The 17,331-nt window shown below is 65.3% G+C and carries 16 protein-coding genes; 5 read left to right on the top strand and 11 right to left on the bottom strand.

All coding sequences use genetic code 11. The features are described 5' to 3' along the window. Positions 1-432: 432 nt before the first annotated feature. Positions 433-822: a C40 family peptidase gene (locus CK489_RS42110; RefSeq protein ID WP_244486277.1), complete on the top strand. Its 390-nt coding sequence runs from the start codon at positions 433-435 to the stop codon at positions 820-822. Positions 823-957: 135 nt separating this feature from the next. Next, positions 958-1,137 (top strand): hypothetical protein, encoded by a 180-nt coding sequence (locus tag CK489_RS40560; RefSeq protein WP_143278094.1) that lies wholly within the window; start codon positions 958-960, stop codon positions 1,135-1,137. Positions 1,138-1,141: 4 nt separating this feature from the next. Here the strand turns inward: CK489_RS40560 and CK489_RS03600 are convergent, their stop codons facing one another. Beyond that, entirely contained in the window at positions 1,142-1,774 is a 633-nt protein-coding gene (locus CK489_RS03600; RefSeq protein ID WP_095731334.1) for a TetR/AcrR family transcriptional regulator, read from the bottom strand. A 106-nt stretch (positions 1,775-1,880) separates the two neighbouring features. Between CK489_RS03600 and CK489_RS03605 the strand changes: the two genes are divergently transcribed. After that, positions 1,881-2,549 carry an O-methyltransferase gene (locus tag CK489_RS03605; RefSeq protein ID WP_095731335.1) on the top strand — a complete coding sequence of 223 codons (669 nt, stop codon included), beginning with the start codon at positions 1,881-1,883 and terminating at the stop codon, positions 2,547-2,549. 25 nt (positions 2,550-2,574) lie between these two features. Here the strand turns inward: CK489_RS03605 and CK489_RS03610 are convergent, their stop codons facing one another. From CK489_RS03610 to CK489_RS03620, 3 genes are all read right to left on the bottom strand, one after another. Further along, positions 2,575-3,912 carry a TRAFs-binding domain-containing protein gene (locus tag CK489_RS03610; RefSeq protein ID WP_143278095.1) on the bottom strand — a complete coding sequence of 446 codons (1,338 nt, stop codon included), beginning with the start codon at positions 3,910-3,912 and terminating at the stop codon, positions 2,575-2,577. Positions 3,913-3,924: 12 nt separating this feature from the next. Further along, positions 3,925-4,509: a hypothetical protein gene (locus tag CK489_RS03615; protein ID WP_198960822.1), complete on the bottom strand. Its 585-nt coding sequence runs from the start codon at positions 4,507-4,509 to the stop codon at positions 3,925-3,927. Between the two features lie 110 nt (positions 4,510-4,619). Next, positions 4,620-5,759 carry a patatin-like phospholipase family protein gene (locus tag CK489_RS03620; protein WP_095731338.1) on the bottom strand — a complete coding sequence of 380 codons (1,140 nt, stop codon included), beginning with the start codon at positions 5,757-5,759 and terminating at the stop codon, positions 4,620-4,622. Between the two features lie 397 nt (positions 5,760-6,156). Here CK489_RS03620 and CK489_RS03625 point away from each other — a divergent pair, with 397 nt between their 5' ends. Further along, a complete protein-coding gene (locus CK489_RS03625) occupies positions 6,157-7,590 on the top strand; it encodes a toll/interleukin-1 receptor domain-containing protein (protein ID WP_095731339.1) in 1,434 nt (477 codons plus the stop codon). A 31-nt stretch (positions 7,591-7,621) separates the two neighbouring features. Here the strand turns inward: CK489_RS03625 and CK489_RS03630 are convergent, their stop codons facing one another. The 3 genes from CK489_RS03630 to CK489_RS03640 form a co-directional block, all read right to left on the bottom strand. Beyond that, positions 7,622-8,359, bottom strand: a complete 738-nt coding sequence (locus tag CK489_RS03630; RefSeq protein ID WP_095731340.1) for a hypothetical protein — start codon at positions 8,357-8,359, stop codon at positions 7,622-7,624. 109 nt (positions 8,360-8,468) lie between these two features. After that, positions 8,469-8,711: a hypothetical protein gene (locus tag CK489_RS03635; protein ID WP_050629915.1), complete on the bottom strand. Its 243-nt coding sequence runs from the start codon at positions 8,709-8,711 to the stop codon at positions 8,469-8,471. 138 nt (positions 8,712-8,849) lie between these two features. After that, positions 8,850-9,848, bottom strand: a complete 999-nt coding sequence (locus CK489_RS03640; protein ID WP_502694101.1) for an NAD(P)H-dependent flavin oxidoreductase — start codon at positions 9,846-9,848, stop codon at positions 8,850-8,852. A gap of 65 nt (positions 9,849-9,913) precedes the next feature. Here CK489_RS03640 and CK489_RS03645 point away from each other — a divergent pair, with 65 nt between their 5' ends. Further along, a complete protein-coding gene (locus tag CK489_RS03645) occupies positions 9,914-11,476 on the top strand; it encodes an AMP-binding protein (protein ID WP_050629858.1) in 1,563 nt (520 codons plus the stop codon). 78 nt (positions 11,477-11,554) lie between these two features. Here CK489_RS03645 and CK489_RS03650 read toward each other — a convergent pair whose 3' ends face one another. The 4 genes from CK489_RS03650 to CK489_RS03665 form a co-directional block, all read right to left on the bottom strand. Beyond that, positions 11,555-12,505 carry an alpha/beta fold hydrolase gene (locus tag CK489_RS03650; RefSeq protein WP_095731890.1) on the bottom strand — a complete coding sequence of 317 codons (951 nt, stop codon included), beginning with the start codon at positions 12,503-12,505 and terminating at the stop codon, positions 11,555-11,557. Positions 12,506-12,706: 201 nt separating this feature from the next. Next, on the bottom strand, positions 12,707-14,872 hold the full coding sequence (locus tag CK489_RS03655; protein WP_245350244.1) for a hybrid sensor histidine kinase/response regulator: 2,166 nt from the start codon (positions 14,870-14,872) through the stop codon (positions 12,707-12,709). A gap of 460 nt (positions 14,873-15,332) precedes the next feature. Then, positions 15,333-16,106, bottom strand: coding sequence for a thioesterase family protein (locus CK489_RS03660; protein WP_095731341.1), 774 nt, complete (start codon positions 16,104-16,106; stop codon positions 15,333-15,335). A 95-nt stretch (positions 16,107-16,201) separates the two neighbouring features. Continuing rightward, positions 16,202-17,173, bottom strand: coding sequence for an NAD(P)H-dependent flavin oxidoreductase (locus CK489_RS03665; protein WP_095731342.1), 972 nt, complete (start codon positions 17,171-17,173; stop codon positions 16,202-16,204). Between the last annotated feature and the right edge of the window lie 158 nt (positions 17,174-17,331).

Raw genomic sequence — 17,331 nt, forward strand, 5'->3', positions numbered from 1 at the left:
TTGCTTGTTGTTGGCACGAGTGTCGTCCCGACGCTCAGGAGCCGTCAATACACAGACGCGTAAGCGCGGCGCTTTTGACTGAGGTGCTCCGCGAAATTGGCATGGGCAGAGAGACAACGCGGTCACGCATTGTTACAGGCAGTGCGAATTGCACCGATGGCCGCAGCGCCGCGCGAGACCGTTGAGACGGGCACAGAACATCGCCGCCGTCGCAAGGCCCACATCCGGCGCCTTCGGCAAGATCTCGGCTGCCAGCCGGAAATTGCCGCCATATTTTGGCCATAGCCCGTTTCTTAAAGGCTTGGGCGGGCCATGTCCCCGCCTCTGTTTGCGCCGTCCGGCCGATGCGGTCGCTTCGCAACCAAATCGCAGATCATCGCTGCGCCTCCCCCCACAACAAGGATGGTCTGCCAACAACAAGAGGACTTTGTAATGCGTAAAACTCTCGCGGCTGTCGCCGTGCTCCTGGCGTTCGCCTCGTCTGCTGCCGAAGCGCGCGGCCGTCATCACCATCATCGGCACTATGCACACGGACATTCCGGTCGCCCCGCTGCGTGGTGCGGCTGGTTCATGCGCACGCAGGTCGGCAGCGACCCGGGCCCGCAATACAATCTGGCGCGATCCTGGGCGCGATACGGCACCAATGCCGGCGGCCCTTCGGTCGGCGCGATCGTCGTCTGGCGTCACCACGTCGGCAAGATCGTGGGTCATGAGAACGGCCAGTGGATCGTGCAGAGCGGCAACGATGGACACGCCGTGCGCACGCGGCCGCGTTCGCTCGCCGGCGCCATCGCGTTCCGCAACGCCTACGCTCAGTTCTAGGGAACTTGGCTTCAGCGCCGACATCCGGGCGCGCGACGCCGAGCGGTATAACGAACCGTTCATCATCGCGGCTTACGCTCAAGCGGGGTTTCGCCCTGAAGCCCTCAGACGGGCGCCGTCACCTGTGTTGACCAGGTGGCGGCGCTTTTTCAGGAATCCACCAGCTTGCCTCAGAAACCGAAAAAAGCCGCGGCCGTCTCCACCACTGCTTCCTATTGGTCGGCCGCCTACGTCAGTTTCCGAAATGGCGTGACTGTCTTCGCCGTGACGGGCGGCGTGCTCGGGTTCCTGTTGGTCGCCAGGCACTATCTCTGAACCGTCACCGCTTTCCGAGACTTCTCAGATACGCGCAGAACATGTCCGCCATGGCGTCGGCGTAAGCCTTGATCTCTGCTCGCGTTCGCGGACTCTCCGAAAAATCCTTGCCCACCGTGCTCAATGTCGTCGTGATCAGATCGCCCGCGATCGCGCAGTCCGCATCGGACGCCTTCGGCAACGCCTCGCGCATGAAAACCTCGACGACGCGCTCGGCGGAGGCTCGCGCCTCGCGGGCCTCGGGCGCGTCGCGGTACAGCGGCGCGGCGTCGTTCAGCGCGACGCGCACCGCGGCCTCCTCGCATTCGGAGCGGATGAAGGCATGCACCAGCGCGCGCAGCCGGTCCAATGGCGGCCGCCCGGCATCCTCTAGGATGTCGCGCAGCAGGCGGGCGGTTTGCCGCCACTCGTCACTTTGCAGACGGAACAGGATCGACGCCTTGTTCGGGAAATACTGGTACAGCGAGCCGACGCTGACGCCGGCCCTCTCGGCCACCCGCGCCGTGGTGAAGCGCTGCGCGCCTTCCTTCGTCAAAACCTGAACAGCAGCATCGAGAATCGCCGCGACGAGGTCGGCCGAGCGGGCCTGTTGCGGCTGCTTTCGCGAGGAAATTGAAGAGCTTCGCCGCTTGGCCATGGACGCCTCAAGGACACCTTCGGAAATGCGATTAGCGAATGCGACTAATTATTCGTATTTCTGACGCGGCGCAAGGACGCGCCGATTTTTGGACCTGGAGACCCACATGACCACCCTTACCTCACCCAGGCTCGCGGGCGTGCTCGACCGCCTGTTCGCGCAAGCCTCCGCCGCGGTGGAGGAGACCCAGCTCGCGGTGGCCGACCTTTCCGACGGGGAACGGACCCGCCTGATGCGAAGCAGGACCGACTACCGCGCGCTCTACGGCCGCCTGAACAATGTGCCGCTCGCCGTCTCGCGCGAGACCGGCGCGCTGCTCTACATGCTGGCGCGCGGCACGCGGGCGCGGAACATCGTCGAATTTGGGACATCGTTCGGCATCTCGACGCTGCATCTTGCCGCGGCGCTGCGCGACAATGGCGGCGACGGCCGGCTGATCACCAGCGAGTTCGAGCAGTCCAAGGTGGTGCGCGCCCGTCACAATCTCGTCGCCGGCGGACTGGATGACCTGGTCGAGATCCGCGAGGGCGATGCGCTCGAGACGCTGCGCTCCGGCCTGCCCGATGCGATCGATCTCGTGCTGCTCGACGGCGCCAAGGCGCTCTATCCCGATATCCTCGATCTCGTGGAGAGCCGCCTGAAGCCCGGCGCCTTCGTCGTCGCCGACAATGCCGACTACAGCCCCGACTATCTGGCGCGGGTGCGCTCGCCGGCGAATGGCTACATCTCGACGCCGTTCGGCGAGGACGTCGAACTGTCGATGCGGCTCGGCTGACGTGAACGCCAGCAGAGCTGCGCGATCAGGCCGCCTTGATCTTGTCGATGACGACGGACAATCGCGCACGCTTTGCGGCGTCGGTGACCTGCGTGACGCTGGCCTCGAGATCACCGAGCACGCTGTCGATCTTCCACGCTGCGGGGCCTTCATCGATCACCGCGTCGGCCAGTTCGTCGGCCTTGTCGGGATCGCCGAGGTCGAAAGCCGCGGCGAGCAAGGTCTGACGCGTCCATTCGTCGCCGACCTGAAGCAGTCTCGCACGATCGCAGGCGGCGATCGTCAGCCGCAATGCAGTCTGCGCGCGCTCCTCGTCGCCAGCCCGGGCGCGCGCGCGATAGAGCCGCGGCAGGTTGCTCGAGCAATAATAGGCGTTGAGGTCGAGCTGCATGCCCTGCTCATAATATTCGATCGCCTTCGCCTGGGCTTGCCGCTTGTCTGTCGCCAGCGTCGCTGCCCTTGCCAGGCGCTTGTAGCGACCGCCCATCAGACCGAGCCGCTCGGGTGTCGGCCCCGCCCTCCTGATCAGCGTCTCGAGCGCCGCAATGGCCTGGAGATTGTTGCCGGCATAGGCGGCGGCGAATTCACGGATCTCCTGGATTTCAGGGACGTCCTTGAACTTTGCCGGAAGGCCCGCCGCAAAGTCGAGGACGCTGTTCCAGTCCGTGGTCTTGTCGACGCTGTCGCGCAATAGCAGCAGCAAGGCGAGCGCAATCGGATAGGTCGCGGGCGGTCTCCCATCCCTGGCGATCAGCGCCTGCGCGCGCTGCATGCGCTCGGCGTGCGGTGCGGCACGCACCTCGCGCACCTTGGTCTGGAACGTCGCGAGTTCGGCAAGCTGCTCCTTGGTCGTCGTCGCCTTGGTCGGATCGACATCTTCCGGGTAGCCCGGGATCGATTGGGGCATCGGCGAGAGCCCGTCACGCAGCGACACGATGCCCTCCTTGATCCTGGGCCGGAGGCCGGCTGCGGTGTCGTCGGAGATGTTGCCCTCGGGGAGCGGGTAGCGCACGGTGCGCATCTGCACGACGTCGAACAGCTGCTTCGACCAGTCGGCGGCAAGCAGAACACAGCCGGTCTTCTGCGCCGCATGGCGGATGCCGACCTCGTAATAGACGTTGCCGTTCGGGATCGTCATGTCCGCCAGCACGAGATCGGCGAAATAGAGCCGCTCCAGCATCTGGCCGACGATCAGCGCACCGGTGTCCTGGTCGGCGCGAACCGGTTCATAGCCCAGCTCCTTGATCACCGGAACGTAGCCGCGATCCCACAGCGCGTTAAAATCGATTTCGGCCGGACCAAGCTTGGAATCCGCCTGGGTCGGCTTGCGGCCGTAGGGCATGATCATGAAACACGACGGCATCCTGCAATTCCTTCAGTCCCATAATTTTCTCGTATCCAGCCAGTAAACCCACGTCGTCTTGCGCCCCGCTTCATCCATCAAGTGCTTGGCGCCGCCGGGGCCATCGCCGCCTTCGCCGTTCCACAGGCAGACAAAGGCGAGCTTCTTGCCGCCGAACCTGGCGGCCCGCTGCAGCATCCATTGATTGTCGCGCTCATAGGCGTTTTCGCCGGCCGGCAGCGGGCCGAGCTCGTCCGGCATGACATGGAGCACCGCGCGCGATTTCGCCGCGAGATAGCGCGCGCGCCAATTGCCGCCGGCGAAATCGACCGAGCCGGCAAGGAAGGTCGGCTCGTCGAACGGGATGTAGATCTCAAGCCCCATGCCATGCGCGAGAGCAGCCTCCGCAAACAGCAGGTCGCCGCCGCAAGCGCCGCCGCAGATCGCGAGGTCGCCTTCGGCGACGCCGATCTTCGCAAGTGCATCGGCGATCGCAGCGGCCGCGACAGGCTCCCTGTCCGGCGGAAAGCGTGGCGTTTTTCGATCTGGCGCATCGATCATGTGACCGCTGAAGAGAACCACTATGTTGGGCGATCCGGCGCGTTGTTCCGTGGTCATCGTGACACCCGACTAATGATTGGATCATTGTGTCTCGATGACAAACCTAGCTGAAGGCGAATCTCCTGTCGAAGCCGGGACCGAGTGTCAGGACACCGCGCTACGAGGCATCAAACGATGTCGAAGGCCGGCGGGAAATGTTCCGGCCTGATCTGCACCTTCGCGGCGAGCGCTCCGATCTCGGCGAGCTCGTCCATGTTGGACGGGTCGTCCATCGCCGCGATCTTGGCAAGCGCCTCCGGCGTACGGTCGATGGCGACCGTCGTCTTCAGCCAGCCCGTCTCCAGCAATACGTTGTAGCGCGCATAGGTCGCAAGTTGCGGCCCGCCCCGGCTGTCCGCCGCCATGTCTTCCACCGCGCGATCGATCGGCCATGGCGTCAGGCAGTTCGTCAACCATTGCAGCATGCCGTGATTGAGCCGTCCGCAATCGTCCATGAGCGATTGCAGCGACCGCACGCCCTGCTCCGCCGCCGGCATGTGGACGATCTGGTCGGTCGAAAATGTCGACTTGAAGACGCCGGTCCCCGCCGAGATCAGCAGGAGCTCGTCCTTGCCACCATGCCACCGGAAACCATGGCCGTGAAGTGCCGCGAGCATCAATAGCTGCAGCGCCGGATCGTTGAACGGGCTGACGCCGCCGTCGACGAAGGCGCCGCTGACCGTGTGACCGTCGCGCGCGGAGATCTTGATCTCCTCGGGCTTGAAATAGGTTGGGGCGGCAGTGCTGGCGCGAACCACTTCCGTCAGCCGCAACGCGCCATCCTGCCTGGCGTAGGTCGCGTCTGGATGATTGTGCAGCGGCCAGGGGCTGCCGGTATCAAGCCGCTTGGTCATGATCATCAAGCCGGTGCGGACGTGATCGCCGCCGAGCGCCGTGTCGGCGCCGAGCTGCGCATCGAGCGCGTGCTGCAGGGCATCGGAATCGAATTTCGGCGCCAGCAGGCCCCGCCGCCAGAACGACTCCTGAAAGATGTCCGTGCCGATTCCGCGATAGAGCTTCTTCAAGGCGTCCACGGTCATCCCGCAGGCAAGCCCGGCCGCGATGATCGATCCGGTCGAGGTGCCTCCGATCAGGTCGAAATAGTCGCAGAGCAGCAGGTCATCCTTGCCGTACCGCCTGCGCAGCATCGCCTCGATGGCGCCGATATATTCGAGCGTCAGAATGCCGCGAATGCCGCCGCCATCGAGCGCCAATATCCGCTTCGGCCCGGCGTCCCGGTCGAGATGCTGCTGCTTGGTCTTCGGCACGGCTGGCCCTCCGACTATGACTGTTGCTGATCTCGACACGGCCGGCCGATCACGGCCGAAGGCTCAATTGGTCGCCCTCGCGAGCGTACGGCGCCGGGGCATGCAATGAAGCGATGTGCTCATCGTCGACACATCGGCTGATGTTTCGAAAAATTTTAGTCAGTACATTCGGAGCAGGACGAGCATCGCACGCCGGCCCCTGCGCATTCTGCACATGATACATCCTAAGGTATAGTGAGATACTTCACTGGCAGGCGGTTTTTCTTTTTCTCGGCCGGCGATCGCAGATTTCACAGACGGGTTATCATCGGTGCGCGGCGAGACGTGCAGCCGCGGCATCCGGCCGATGATTGACGGCCAGCCGTCGCATAGAAATTCATGCAGATCGGATTTTGCCATGCCAAACGATTTCTCGGTGTTTATCAGCCATCGCGCCGAAGACAGATTTCTCGCGCGCCTCCTGAAGGCTCGGCTCGAATATCTCAGCAGCCTGGACGGACAGCGTTCGGTGGAATGCTACGTGTGCGAGGAGATTCCCGGCGGCGCGGAATGGCGCCAATGGATGATCGACAACACGGCGAAGGCGGACTGCCTGATCTTCATCCATACCAACGCGGAACATAACTGGACGTGGTGCGCGTCCGAGATTTCCCAGTTCGACGGCTACAAGCGCGCACTGAAGCTCACGTCGAAGGTGCTGTGGTTCTCGGTCGATAGCTCGCCCTCGTTTCCGATGCTGGCGGAGAACGAGTTCTACGGGATCGGCGACGACGAGGTGCGGCGGTTTCTCGAGGATCTGTTCGTCCGGCCGACCTTCGGTCCGGTGCCGCTGCGGCCGAAACTGAACGCCAATCACGCGCGCGACTTCAACGAGGCGGTGAAGGACCTGCACGCGCAGTTCATGCAAATCACCCGCCCGGAAGAGCTGTTTCGCCTGCGGCTCCGCGTCGTGTTCAGCGACGAGTTGTCGTTTCGCCAGAAGGCCGATGCGCTGAAGGCATTGCCGCCTGCGGAGCGTGCGCGCGGATTCCTGACGGATGCCAGGCTGGAGGCGGATCCCGCCACCACCACGCTGCTGTCGGGTCCCGATGCGGCCGGCCTCGACTGGGAGGACCTGCTCAGCGCGCAGAACCGCTACGACAGCGGCGCCTGGCTCGACGAGCTGACGAGCTATGTCGCGAATTCGTTCTCGGACGTGGATGTTGCCAGCCGGCGAAGCCGCGAGCAGGTCCTCAGTCCGATCTTCCGCGATCTGAAGCTGTATCAACCGGTCATCGCCCGGCTCGAATATCTCGACAACACGCCGTTCTCGGTCGTCATCATCTTCGTGCCGATGCCGCCGTTCAGCGAGGATCCAAGGCTGATGGTCGCGCAGAACATGCCGAAGGACATCGTGTTCCTGTCGATCCTGCTGCGACTGGCGCGGCGCTTCCGATGGTCGTTTCTCGAGCCGCTCTACAACGCGGTCGAGGACCTCGACGATGACTTCAGCGCCAAGCGATGGGACGACCTGTTGCAGCGCTACCACGAATGCCTGGAAAACCTCGATTCGATCCTGCGACAGGGCAACATGCGCGAGCTCGAAACCGTCGGCGACATCAAGTCGACGATCAACATCTCCGACGATGCGCTCCTGAAGGAAATGTTCAAGGATTGGGGGACGTTTCAGACCCGGCTCGCTCAGGCCATCGAGAAGAAGTCGCCGGGCGATGTGCGGCAAACGCTGGAGCCCTGGCTCAAGCGCAACAAGGACTTCATGAAGCAACTGCTGGTCGAAACCCAGGGCAAGGTGGAGAAGCTGCGGCCGCAGGAAGTTCACCAGGGGCCGTAGACCGCAGGGTTCGGGTCGACCGCTCCTGCGCTCAGATCATCGACGCAACGCGTTCGAGGCCGATCAGGCGCGCCAGCGAGCGAACCTCGTTCTTCTGGTCTTCGCGGAGTTGGAACAGCAGCGGCATCGCCGCCGACTTCAGCTGCTGCACTTCCTCGGAATCCGGATCGATCGGCATGGTGCCGGCAGCGGGATCGCCCTGGCGCTTGGCGTGGATCTTGCGGGCGACGGCGCGCAACGCGGTCTCGACCGCCGGCCAGTAGTATTCCTGCGACGACGACAGCTTGAGCCGGTCCTTGATGCCGGCGATCTGGGCATCGCTGAGCAAGGCGTAGGTCTTCTGCGGCGCCGGCTTGGCGGCAGCCTTGGGCTTCGGCGGTGCGAGGGGGGCCGGCGCAGGGGCTGGAGCGGGCTCGGCGATCTGCGGCTGGGCCGCGTCGACGGGGTCATTGAGCTTCGGCAGGCCGATGTCGGCGGGCTCGGCGGACGCATAGGCCTGGCGTACCGTGTCGGTCGCGCCCGGGATCGCGGCTTGCGCCCGCAGCAGGAGCGGCGACGGATTGGCGGGGGGCTCGGCCGGCTGCGGCGCTTCAAAGGAGGCGGCGGCAAGCGTCGTGACCGCGAGCTTGTCCTGCTTGCTGGCGCGATTGGCGACCGGGCCGACGTCGGCCTGCGCTGCCGGCAGGCTGTCACGGCCCAAAATGGCTGTGATCGCGGCGCCGGCGAGGAGGAGGCATGTCAGCGCGGCGAGGGTGATGGCTCTGGTCAAAAACTACTCCATTCCCGGCCGGTGTCACCGCAAACTGCGCGGCAAATGCGGCGTTAGCGTGCCATGACCGCGCCAAATAGGTGAAATCGTCCCGAAACGGCCCGAAAAATCAGGCCGCGGCGTCAAGCTCATAGGCTTCCTGGATGTCGGCAACGATCTCGTGCGCCGTCCAGAGGGCGCCAGGCTGGACCGCGTGCAGGCTGACCGTCCAGTTGGTCCGGCGGGTGCGCGGCGTGCTGACGATGTCGAATTCGACCTGACGGCACAGCGGATGCCGCTGCAGGGCATAAAACACCCGGGTCCGGAGCTCGTTGAGCGATGCCGGGGTCTTGGAGAGCGCCTCAAAAGCCATGTCGCATTCCCACAACTGCCGGGCGGCCCAGCCGTATTGGCGGACCATCCCTGGCGCATAGTTGGGACTGGCATGGTTAATGCCGAGTTAAGCAGACAGGCGGGTTTTGGCGGCTAAGCGGCCGCCGTTCGCGATGGCTCAGCCGAGCCGCACCCGCGCGCTCGCCGCCTCGTACTCCGCGATCGTCCGCGCCACGAGTTCGTCGACCGCGAGCACCCCGGTCACCCCCGACGTGGAATGACCGCCGCTCCAGATGTCGCGCCAGCGCTTGGGGCGGCTTTCGCGGGCGCCGATGTCGATGTCCTTGCCGATGTCGATCGCGCCGCGGGCCGGCAGGTCGTCGGGATCGAGACCTGCGGCTTCGATCGAGGGCCGCAGCATGTTGGTCTGCAAGCCGGTGAACGCGGTCGTGAGCAGGATGTCGTCGGCGGTCGCCTCGACCAGCATCTGCTTGTACCTGTTGTCCGCCATGCTCTCGCGCGTCGCGATGAACTTGGTGCCCATATAGGCGAGATCGCACCCGAGCGCTTCCGCGGCGCGCAGCGCATGGCCATCGCTGATGCCGCCGGCCAGCACGATCGGGCCGTCGAAGAATGCGCGCACCGCGCGGACGAACACGAACGGATTGAGCCAGCCGGTCTGCCCGCCGGCGCCGGCAGTGAGCAGCACGAGCCCGTCGGCGCCGGCCGCGACCGCGCGCTCGGCATGGCGGATCGAAGCGACATCGGCGAACACCAGCGCGCCGGCATCGTGCAGGGGGCCAAGCACCGGCGCGGGCGAGCCGACCGAGGTGATCACGAGCTCGGGCTTGTGCCGCAGCAGCACGACGAGGTCCTGCTGTAGCCGCGTGTTGGAGCGGTGCACGATCAGGTTCGGACAGATCGGCGCGGTCGCCCTCCCGCTCGCATCGGCATGCGCTTGCACGCGGTTGTCAATTTCGCCGAGCCATGCATCCAGCTGTTCCGTCTCACGGCAATTCACCGTCGGAAATGAGCCGATCACGCCGTTGCGGCAGGCGGCTACCACCAGTTCGACGCCCGACACCAGAAACATCGGCGCCGCGATCAGCGGCAACCGGAGACGATCGCGAAAGCGCGCGAGAAGATCTGCGGACAAGTTGTTTCTTCCCATCATCATTGTGTTAGCGTTGCGCCAACATTGGCACGCGAGAAGCCAAAGACAAAGCGGGAGGAGACCACGAGATGAGCAATCCGCTCTATGCATTTCCGGCGGTCTGCGAGCAGACCTTGCGGGCGCTGGCGCGCTATCCGTCGCGCACCGCCTTCGCATGGCCGGGCGGCTCGCTCAGCTATCAGGGCGCGACCGACCTGATCGGGCGGATGCAGGGCGTGTTCATGCGGCTCGGCTTTGCGCCGGGCACTCGCGTCGCCTTCCTTACCGCCAACCGCGCCGACAGCTGGTGCGCCGGCGTCGCCGCGCAATTGTCGCGGCTCGCGATCACCTGGCTGCATCCGCTCGGCTCGCTCGACGACCAGCTGTTCCAGCTCGAGGACTCCGAGGCGCAGATGCTGATCGTCGACGGCATCACGTTTCGCGACCGCGGTGGCGAGCTCGCGGCAAAAGCGCCGGGGCTGAAGACCGTGTTCACGCTCGGCCCGGCGGATTACGGCGCCGACCTCTTGCAGACGGTCGAAGACGCCGGCAGCGCGAGCGCGAAAAACTTCGCGCGCGAGGACGACATCTCGACCCTGAACTACACCGGCGGCACGACCGGCAAATCCAAGGGCGCGTTGCGCTATCACCGCGAATATGGCGGCTTCGCCGCCGCCATCCTCGCCGACTTCGAAATCCCGGAGACGCCGCGCTACCTCACCGTGGCCCCCATCAGCCACGTCGCGGGGACAAAAGTGCTGCCGACATTGATGCGCGGCGGCACCGTGCACATGCTGAAGGGGTTCGATCCGGAGGCGGTGTTCAAGACCATCGAGCGCGAGAAGATCAACTTCACGCTGTTCGTGCCGACCATGATCTACGTGATGCTGGATCATCCCGCGCTGCCCAAGACCGACCTCTCCTCGCTCGAGCTGTTGCTGTACGGGGCGTCCGCGATGTCGCCGAGCCGGCTGGTCGAAGGCATCGAGCGGATCGGCCCGGTGTTCTCGCAGCTCTATGGCCAGACCGAATGCTATCCGGTTTCGGTGCTGCGCAAGGCCGACCACGATCCGAAGACGCCGGAGCTGTTCCTGTCCTGCGGCTTCCCGATCACCGCCTGCCAGGTGAAGATCCTCGATCAGGACGATCAGGAGGTCGCGACCGGCGAGGCCGGCGAGATCTGCGTGCGCGCCACGCATGTGATGGCCGAATACTGGAAGCGGCCCGACATCACGGCGGAGACGCTGAAGAGCGGCTGGCTGCACACCGGCGACATCGCGCGCAAGGACGAGCGCGGCTATATGTTCATCCTAGACCGCAAGAAGGACATGATCGTGTCCGGCGGCTTCAACATCTTCCCGCGCGAAGTCGAGGACGTGCTGTCGCAGCACGCCGACGTCGCGATGGTCGCCGTCGTCGGCGTGCCCGACGACAAATGGGGCGAGGCGGTCACCGCCGTCGTAGTGGCACGCGAGGGCACTTCGCCCAATGCCGACGAGCTGATCGGCCTCGTCAAGGCGAAAAAGGGCTCGGCGCATGCGCCGAAGCAGATCCAGTTCGTCAAGGAGCTGCCGATGACCGGCGTCGGCAAGGTCGACAAGAAGGTGCTGAAGGCAGGCTTCTGGACCGGCCGCGACCGCATGGTGGGGTGAGGTATCGCAGCGAAAGGCTTGGCGCCGTTCCCACGTTCGTCCTGGCCCGGCCCAATGTGGGCCGCGCCATATTCGGCGTCATTCCTTGCGCTGGTCGAGCCGGGCAAGGAAGTCGCGCACCAGTATCGCGATCTCATCGGTCGCTTCGTCAAGCGCGAAATGTCCCGCGTCCAGGATGTGGACCTCGGCTGCCGGAACGTCGGCGGCATAGGCGGTGGCACCGGCGACGGTAAACGACGGATCGTATCTGCCCCAGACCACGAGGGTTCGCGGCTGCGTCTCGCGAAGCCATTTCTGCCATTGCGGGTAGGAGGCAACGTTGGTGCGGTAATCCAGGAACAGCGTGGTCTGGATATCGGCCTGGCCCGGGCGGGACAGAAACGCGGATTCGTCGACCCACAGATCCGGGTCGTAACGTTCGGGATGCGGGCTCGTCCCGACATGACGCTGGCGCGTTGCCTCGAACGACGTGAAATTGGCCTTGAGCTTGTCGATCTCGTGCACCGGATCCGCCCAGAATTTCCGGCGCGCCTCCCAAAGCGGACTCAAGCCCGGTTCGTGCGCGACCGCATTCTGGATAATGATGGCGCGGACCCGTTCAGGATGCGCGAGCGCCAGGCGGAAGCCGACGGGCCCGCCATAGTCCTGCATGAACAGCACATAGTTGGTGAGGCCGAGCTTCGTCGTGAACTCGTTCGTCACGCGCGCGAGATTGTCGAAGCTGTATTCGAAACCGGACGGAGCCGGCGCGCTGCTGTTGCCGAATCCCGGATAATCGGGGGCGATCAGATGATATTTATCGGCGAGAAGCGGCAGTATCGGCTCCCACATCCGCGATGAGGATGGAAAGCCGTGGAGCAGCAGCACGACAGGTGCGTCGGCCGGACCCGCTTCGCGATAGAAGACGTTGACGCCCTGGACGTCCACCGTGTGATACGAGACCGACCGTCGGCTCGACTGCAGATCGTTTGCCGAAGCCTGCATGGCCATGCCGGTCAGAACCGCAGACATCGCGAGCCGGGTGGACATCTTCATCGATCAGCTCCTGTGTGGTGCGCGGCATTCTGCAACGACCTATGGCCAATACGTGTTCGAACGGTGTGAGAAACACCGGCGGCGCGCTCACCCTTCCCGCGTCGCCGGCGCGCGCTGATCACATTTCCGACATTGTCAGCCACGCGGCGAAGACCGGAGCCGTTGCCCTTCGAGCCGCCACCCGAGCGCCACTCTTCAGGGTGGCGGGGGGAGAATCAGTGGGCCAGCGTCCTCGGCGGCAACACGCAGGTCGCTCGCCGCTCCCCGGCCCAATAGCTGGTCGAGCCGCTCGCGCAGCTGATCCTGGTGGTAGGGCTTGGCCAGCCGCGGCAGGTCGACGTGGGTGCCGTCGGGCAGTTCGGCATAGCCGGTGGCGAGCAGGACGACGAGCTGCGGCCGCACCTCACGCGAGGCCGCGGCGAGCTCGATGCCGGTCATGCCGGGCATCACATGATCGGTCATCATCAGGTCGATCTCCTGATCGCTCCTGAGGATATCGAGCGCGTGCGGCCCCGAATTGGCGCCGATCACGCGATGGCCGAGGTCCTCCAGCATCTCCATGGTCGACATCGCGATCAGCGGATCGTCGTCGACCAGCAGGATCACCGCAGAGCGCTTGACCGGCTGCGCCACGGGTACGGGACTTGCGGCTTCCGGCGCGGCAGTTGCGACCGGCAGCACCAGCACCGCCGTGGTGCCCTCGCCGACCGCGCTCGACAGCTGCAACGCGCCGCCGAGCTGCACCGCGAGCCCATGCACCATCGACAGGCCGAGCCCGGTGCCCTTGCCCACCGGCTTCGACGAGAAGAACGGCTCGATCGCCCGCTTCAACACCTCCGGCGTCATGCCGGTGCCGCTGTCGATCACCGACAGTTTCAGGTAGTTGCCCGGATGCAGCGCCGGATCGCTCTTGGTCTGCTCGTTCCCGATCTGCTCGTTCTTGGTCTGCTCATTCTTGGCCTGCCAGGCCGCGAGGCGGATCTCGATCGCGCCGCCATCCGGCATCGCATCGCGTGCATTGATCGCAAGGTTGAGCACCGCGAGCTCGAGCTGGTTGGTATCGACGCAGGCCAGCGGCAATCCGTCGGGAATGTCGAGCCGCAGCACGATGCGCGGTCCGAGCGAGCGCTCGAGCAATTCACTCATGTCACGCACCAGCGCACCGAGATCGACCGGCACCGCGCGCAGATCCTGCTGCCGCGCGAATGCCAGCAGCCGCTGCGTCAGCGAGGCGCCGCGCTCGGCGCCCTGCAGCGCGCCGTCGACCAGCCGCTGCAGCCGCGGGTCCTCCGGCATCCGCTTGCGCAGCAGGTCGAGATTGCCCATCACCGCCATCAGGAGATTGTTGAAGTCGTGCGCGACGCCGCCGGTGAGCTGGCCGATCGCCTCCAGCTTCTGCGCATGGCGGAGCTGCTCCTGCGCCCGCTCGCGCGCGGCGACCTCCCTCATCAAATCGGCGGTGCGCTGCTCGACCCGCTGCTCCAGCGTCGCGGTGAGCTCGGCAAGCGCGGAACGCTCGGCGGCGAGCTGCGCCAGCAGCGCCTCGCGCTCGATCTCCGCGGTCTTGCGCGCGGTGATGTCGGAGCAGACCCCGACCAGCGACCGGATGCTGCCGTCGGGCCGGCGCACCGCGCGGGCACGCACGTCGACCCAGTGCTGGCTGCCGTCGGGCCAGATGTTGCGATACTCGATCTTGTAGTCGGCGCCGGTCTTGAGCGTGTGCTCGACGACCTCCTGTCGCCGCGCGCGGTCGTCGGGATGAACCGCGTCGAGCAGGTCCTGATAGGTGAACGGCAGGTCCGCGGCGCGCCCGAAGAAGCGCTTGCAGGTCGCGGAGGCCTCCAGCTCGAAGCCCGGTACGTGCAGTTCGAGCGCGCCGAGATGGCCGGCATCGAGCGCCGTCTGCAGCAGGCTTTCGCTCTCGGTGAGGTCTTCGAGAATCGCGCGGGTCTGGTATTGGCGGCGGCGACCTCGCACCGCCGCCGCGACCAGGCTCACCAGCGTGGTCGGATGGAACGGGCGCTCGATGAAGGTCACATTGCCGAGCGCGCGGCCGAGCCGCGCCGCTTCCGGGCTGCGCTCGGGCCCGCCGCCCTCGCTCATCAGCACGATCGGGAAGTCCGACCATGACGGCTGCTCGTTCAGCCAGCGCGTCAGGCCGGCGAGATCCGCGGTCCCGATCGCCTCGTCCGCGATGATGGCAAGGCCGGCGCCGCTTGCGACCTGGCGCTCGAGCTCGGCGATGTCGCCGCAGATATTGGCGTAGTAGCCGGCCTCCTTGATCAGATGGGCAGTCCTGACGGCGTCCCGCTCGCTCGCGGCAAGGATGACCGCGCGTTCCGAGGACGGGCCGGGTTTCATCGCGAAGGTCCCCGCGACGGCCGGGGGTCGGCAGCGGCCGGCACAACACAAGGCCGCCGGGTGGCCATGGCCACGGTGCCGGCGGCGGGATCGATACGCGTCATGGGGCCCCCTAACGGGAGCGAAACTCGCTCGTGCCGCCAACCGTTCCCGCGGCATGAGTTAATTTTTGCCCAAGGGGCAGCCACGCCTCAAAATATCGAAAACAACCCCATGCAAAGGAGCCGGTGGGCTGCCGCGCTTCGACACGACAACTTGACGCGTCAGGCAAATCAGGGATATATTTCTAATATTCCGAAATCATCTAGTACCGCCGCGCCCGAGCTGAAAAGGGGAAGGGCCGGATCGGGTCAGCCGCAGGCGATGCTGTATGCGGAGGGCGCAGACCGCCACCCGCGTTGCTCGGACGCGCGAAGCGACCTCCCCTTTTCAAGGGAAGGTTGGAGCAGCGCAGTGCTGGCTAGCGCGGTTCGATCACCAGGCTCTGCACCGCCCGGCCGAAATAGCCCCGCACGTCGGCGAGCCGCGACATCGCAAGCCCGGCGCCGTCAGGCCCGATCCAGGACTCGCCGTCGAGCAGGACCCAGTCGCCGACCGGCTCGCGCGCCAGGCTCACGGTGAGATCGGCGTTGATGAAGGTCCATTGGTCGAAATCGAGCGCCGGCGAGGTGCCGTTGGAGAAGTCGGAGGCGACCACGGCGCGCATCGCCTGCGAGACGGCAGCCCCCGCGATCAGCGGTCGATCGACACGGAACCAGATCGCGCCCGGGCCCTTCACGCCGAAGCGGCCGCGCGCGGCCCGCATCGAGATGCATTTGACGAACGGGCTGTTCGCAAGATTACCCGGCTCGACCATGCTTTCGTCGGGGCCGGGCAGATCGACCGGAAGCGCTGCGATGTCGGGCGGCAGCTCGGCCGCCTGCTGCTTGATCTTCAGCACGGTGGCCGAGACGACGAGGACGCCATCGGCGAGCAGCCTGACGCCGCAGAGCTGGATCTTGCGGCCGTCGCGCAGGATTTCGCTCGAGACCGTCAGCGGCGCCACCGGTACCGGACGCATCAGATCGATCGTGACCCGCGCGACCCGCATCGGCACCGGCGTCGGAATGGCTTCGGCAGCCCATACCACCAGCGCCGCCGGCGCAGAGCCGTGCTGCATCCGCGGATCCCAGGGACCCGCGGCGTCGGGACTGGTGACGACGCGGTCGCCGTCAACGCGAAAGATCGGCTCCATTAGAGCATGATCCGGAAGAGTGTGGAGCGGTTTTCCGAAGAGACCATGCTCAAACAGAAAGCTGAAGCGCGGTGGTTCATCCTGATCACCGCGCTTTAGCCAAGCGCCGGATCGACCGCTTCGTCGTATTCCTTCTTGAAACGGCCAATCAACTCGGCCGCCGGCACCACCTTGGAGATGCTGCCGACGCCCTGGCCGGAGCCCCAGATCTCCTTCCAGGCTTTCGGCTTGGCGCGCTCGCCGGACGCATCGGTGCCGAAGCTCATCTTCGAGGGATCTGATGTCGGCAGGTTTTCCGGATCCATGCCGGCCGCAACGATCGACGGCTTCAAATAGTTGCCGTGCACGCCGGTGAACAGATTGGAGTAGACGATGTCCTCGGCGGACGAATTGGTGATCATGCTCTTGTAGCCCTCGACCGCATTCGCCTCCTTGGTCGCAATGAAGGCGGAGCCGATATAGGCGAAGTCGGCGCCGATGATGCGCGCGGCGCGAATGGCGCGGCCGTTGGCGATGGTGCCCGACAGCGCGATCGGCCCGTCGAACCACTGCCGCGTCTCCGACACGAACGGGAACGGCGACAGCGTGCCGGCATGGCCGCCGGCACCGGCCGCGACCAGGATCAGGCCGTCGGCACCCTTCTCGATCGCCTTGTGCGCGAACTTCTGATTGATCACGTCGTGGAACACGATGCCGCCCCAGCCGTGGACGGCCTGGTTGAGCTCCTCACGCGCGCCGAGCGAGGAGATGATCATGGGCACCTTGTGCTTCTCGCAAAGCGCCATGTCGTGATCGAGCCGGTTGTTCGACTTGTGCACGATCTGGTTCACCGCGAACGGCGCCGACGGCCGCTCCGGATGCGCCTTGTCATAAGCCGCGAGCTCTTCCTTGATCCGGTACAGCCATTCGTCGAGCAGTTCCGGCGGCCGCGCATTCAGCGCCGGAAACGAGCCGACCACGCCGGCCTTGCACTGGGCGATGACGAGGTCGGGCACGGAGATGATGAACAGCGGTGCCCCGATCACGGGAAGAGACAGGCGGCCCTTGAACAGAGCAGGCATGGACATTGGCGGCGGATCCTCAATTTGATCGATTGGTTGGTCTCGAATGCTGACCGTCATACCAACAAGGCAATCTTTCCAGTGTCAAGTATTGCGTTATGGCGCTGCAAAAAGGATGACAAAACCTCATCTAAGGAGCGTATTTTCCGGCCGCATCTGGCATC

Origin of the sequence: Bradyrhizobium sp. UFLA03-84 (assembly GCF_002289535.1) — a bacterium.
Lineage (GTDB): Bacteria > Pseudomonadota > Alphaproteobacteria > Rhizobiales > Xanthobacteraceae > Bradyrhizobium > Bradyrhizobium viridifuturi.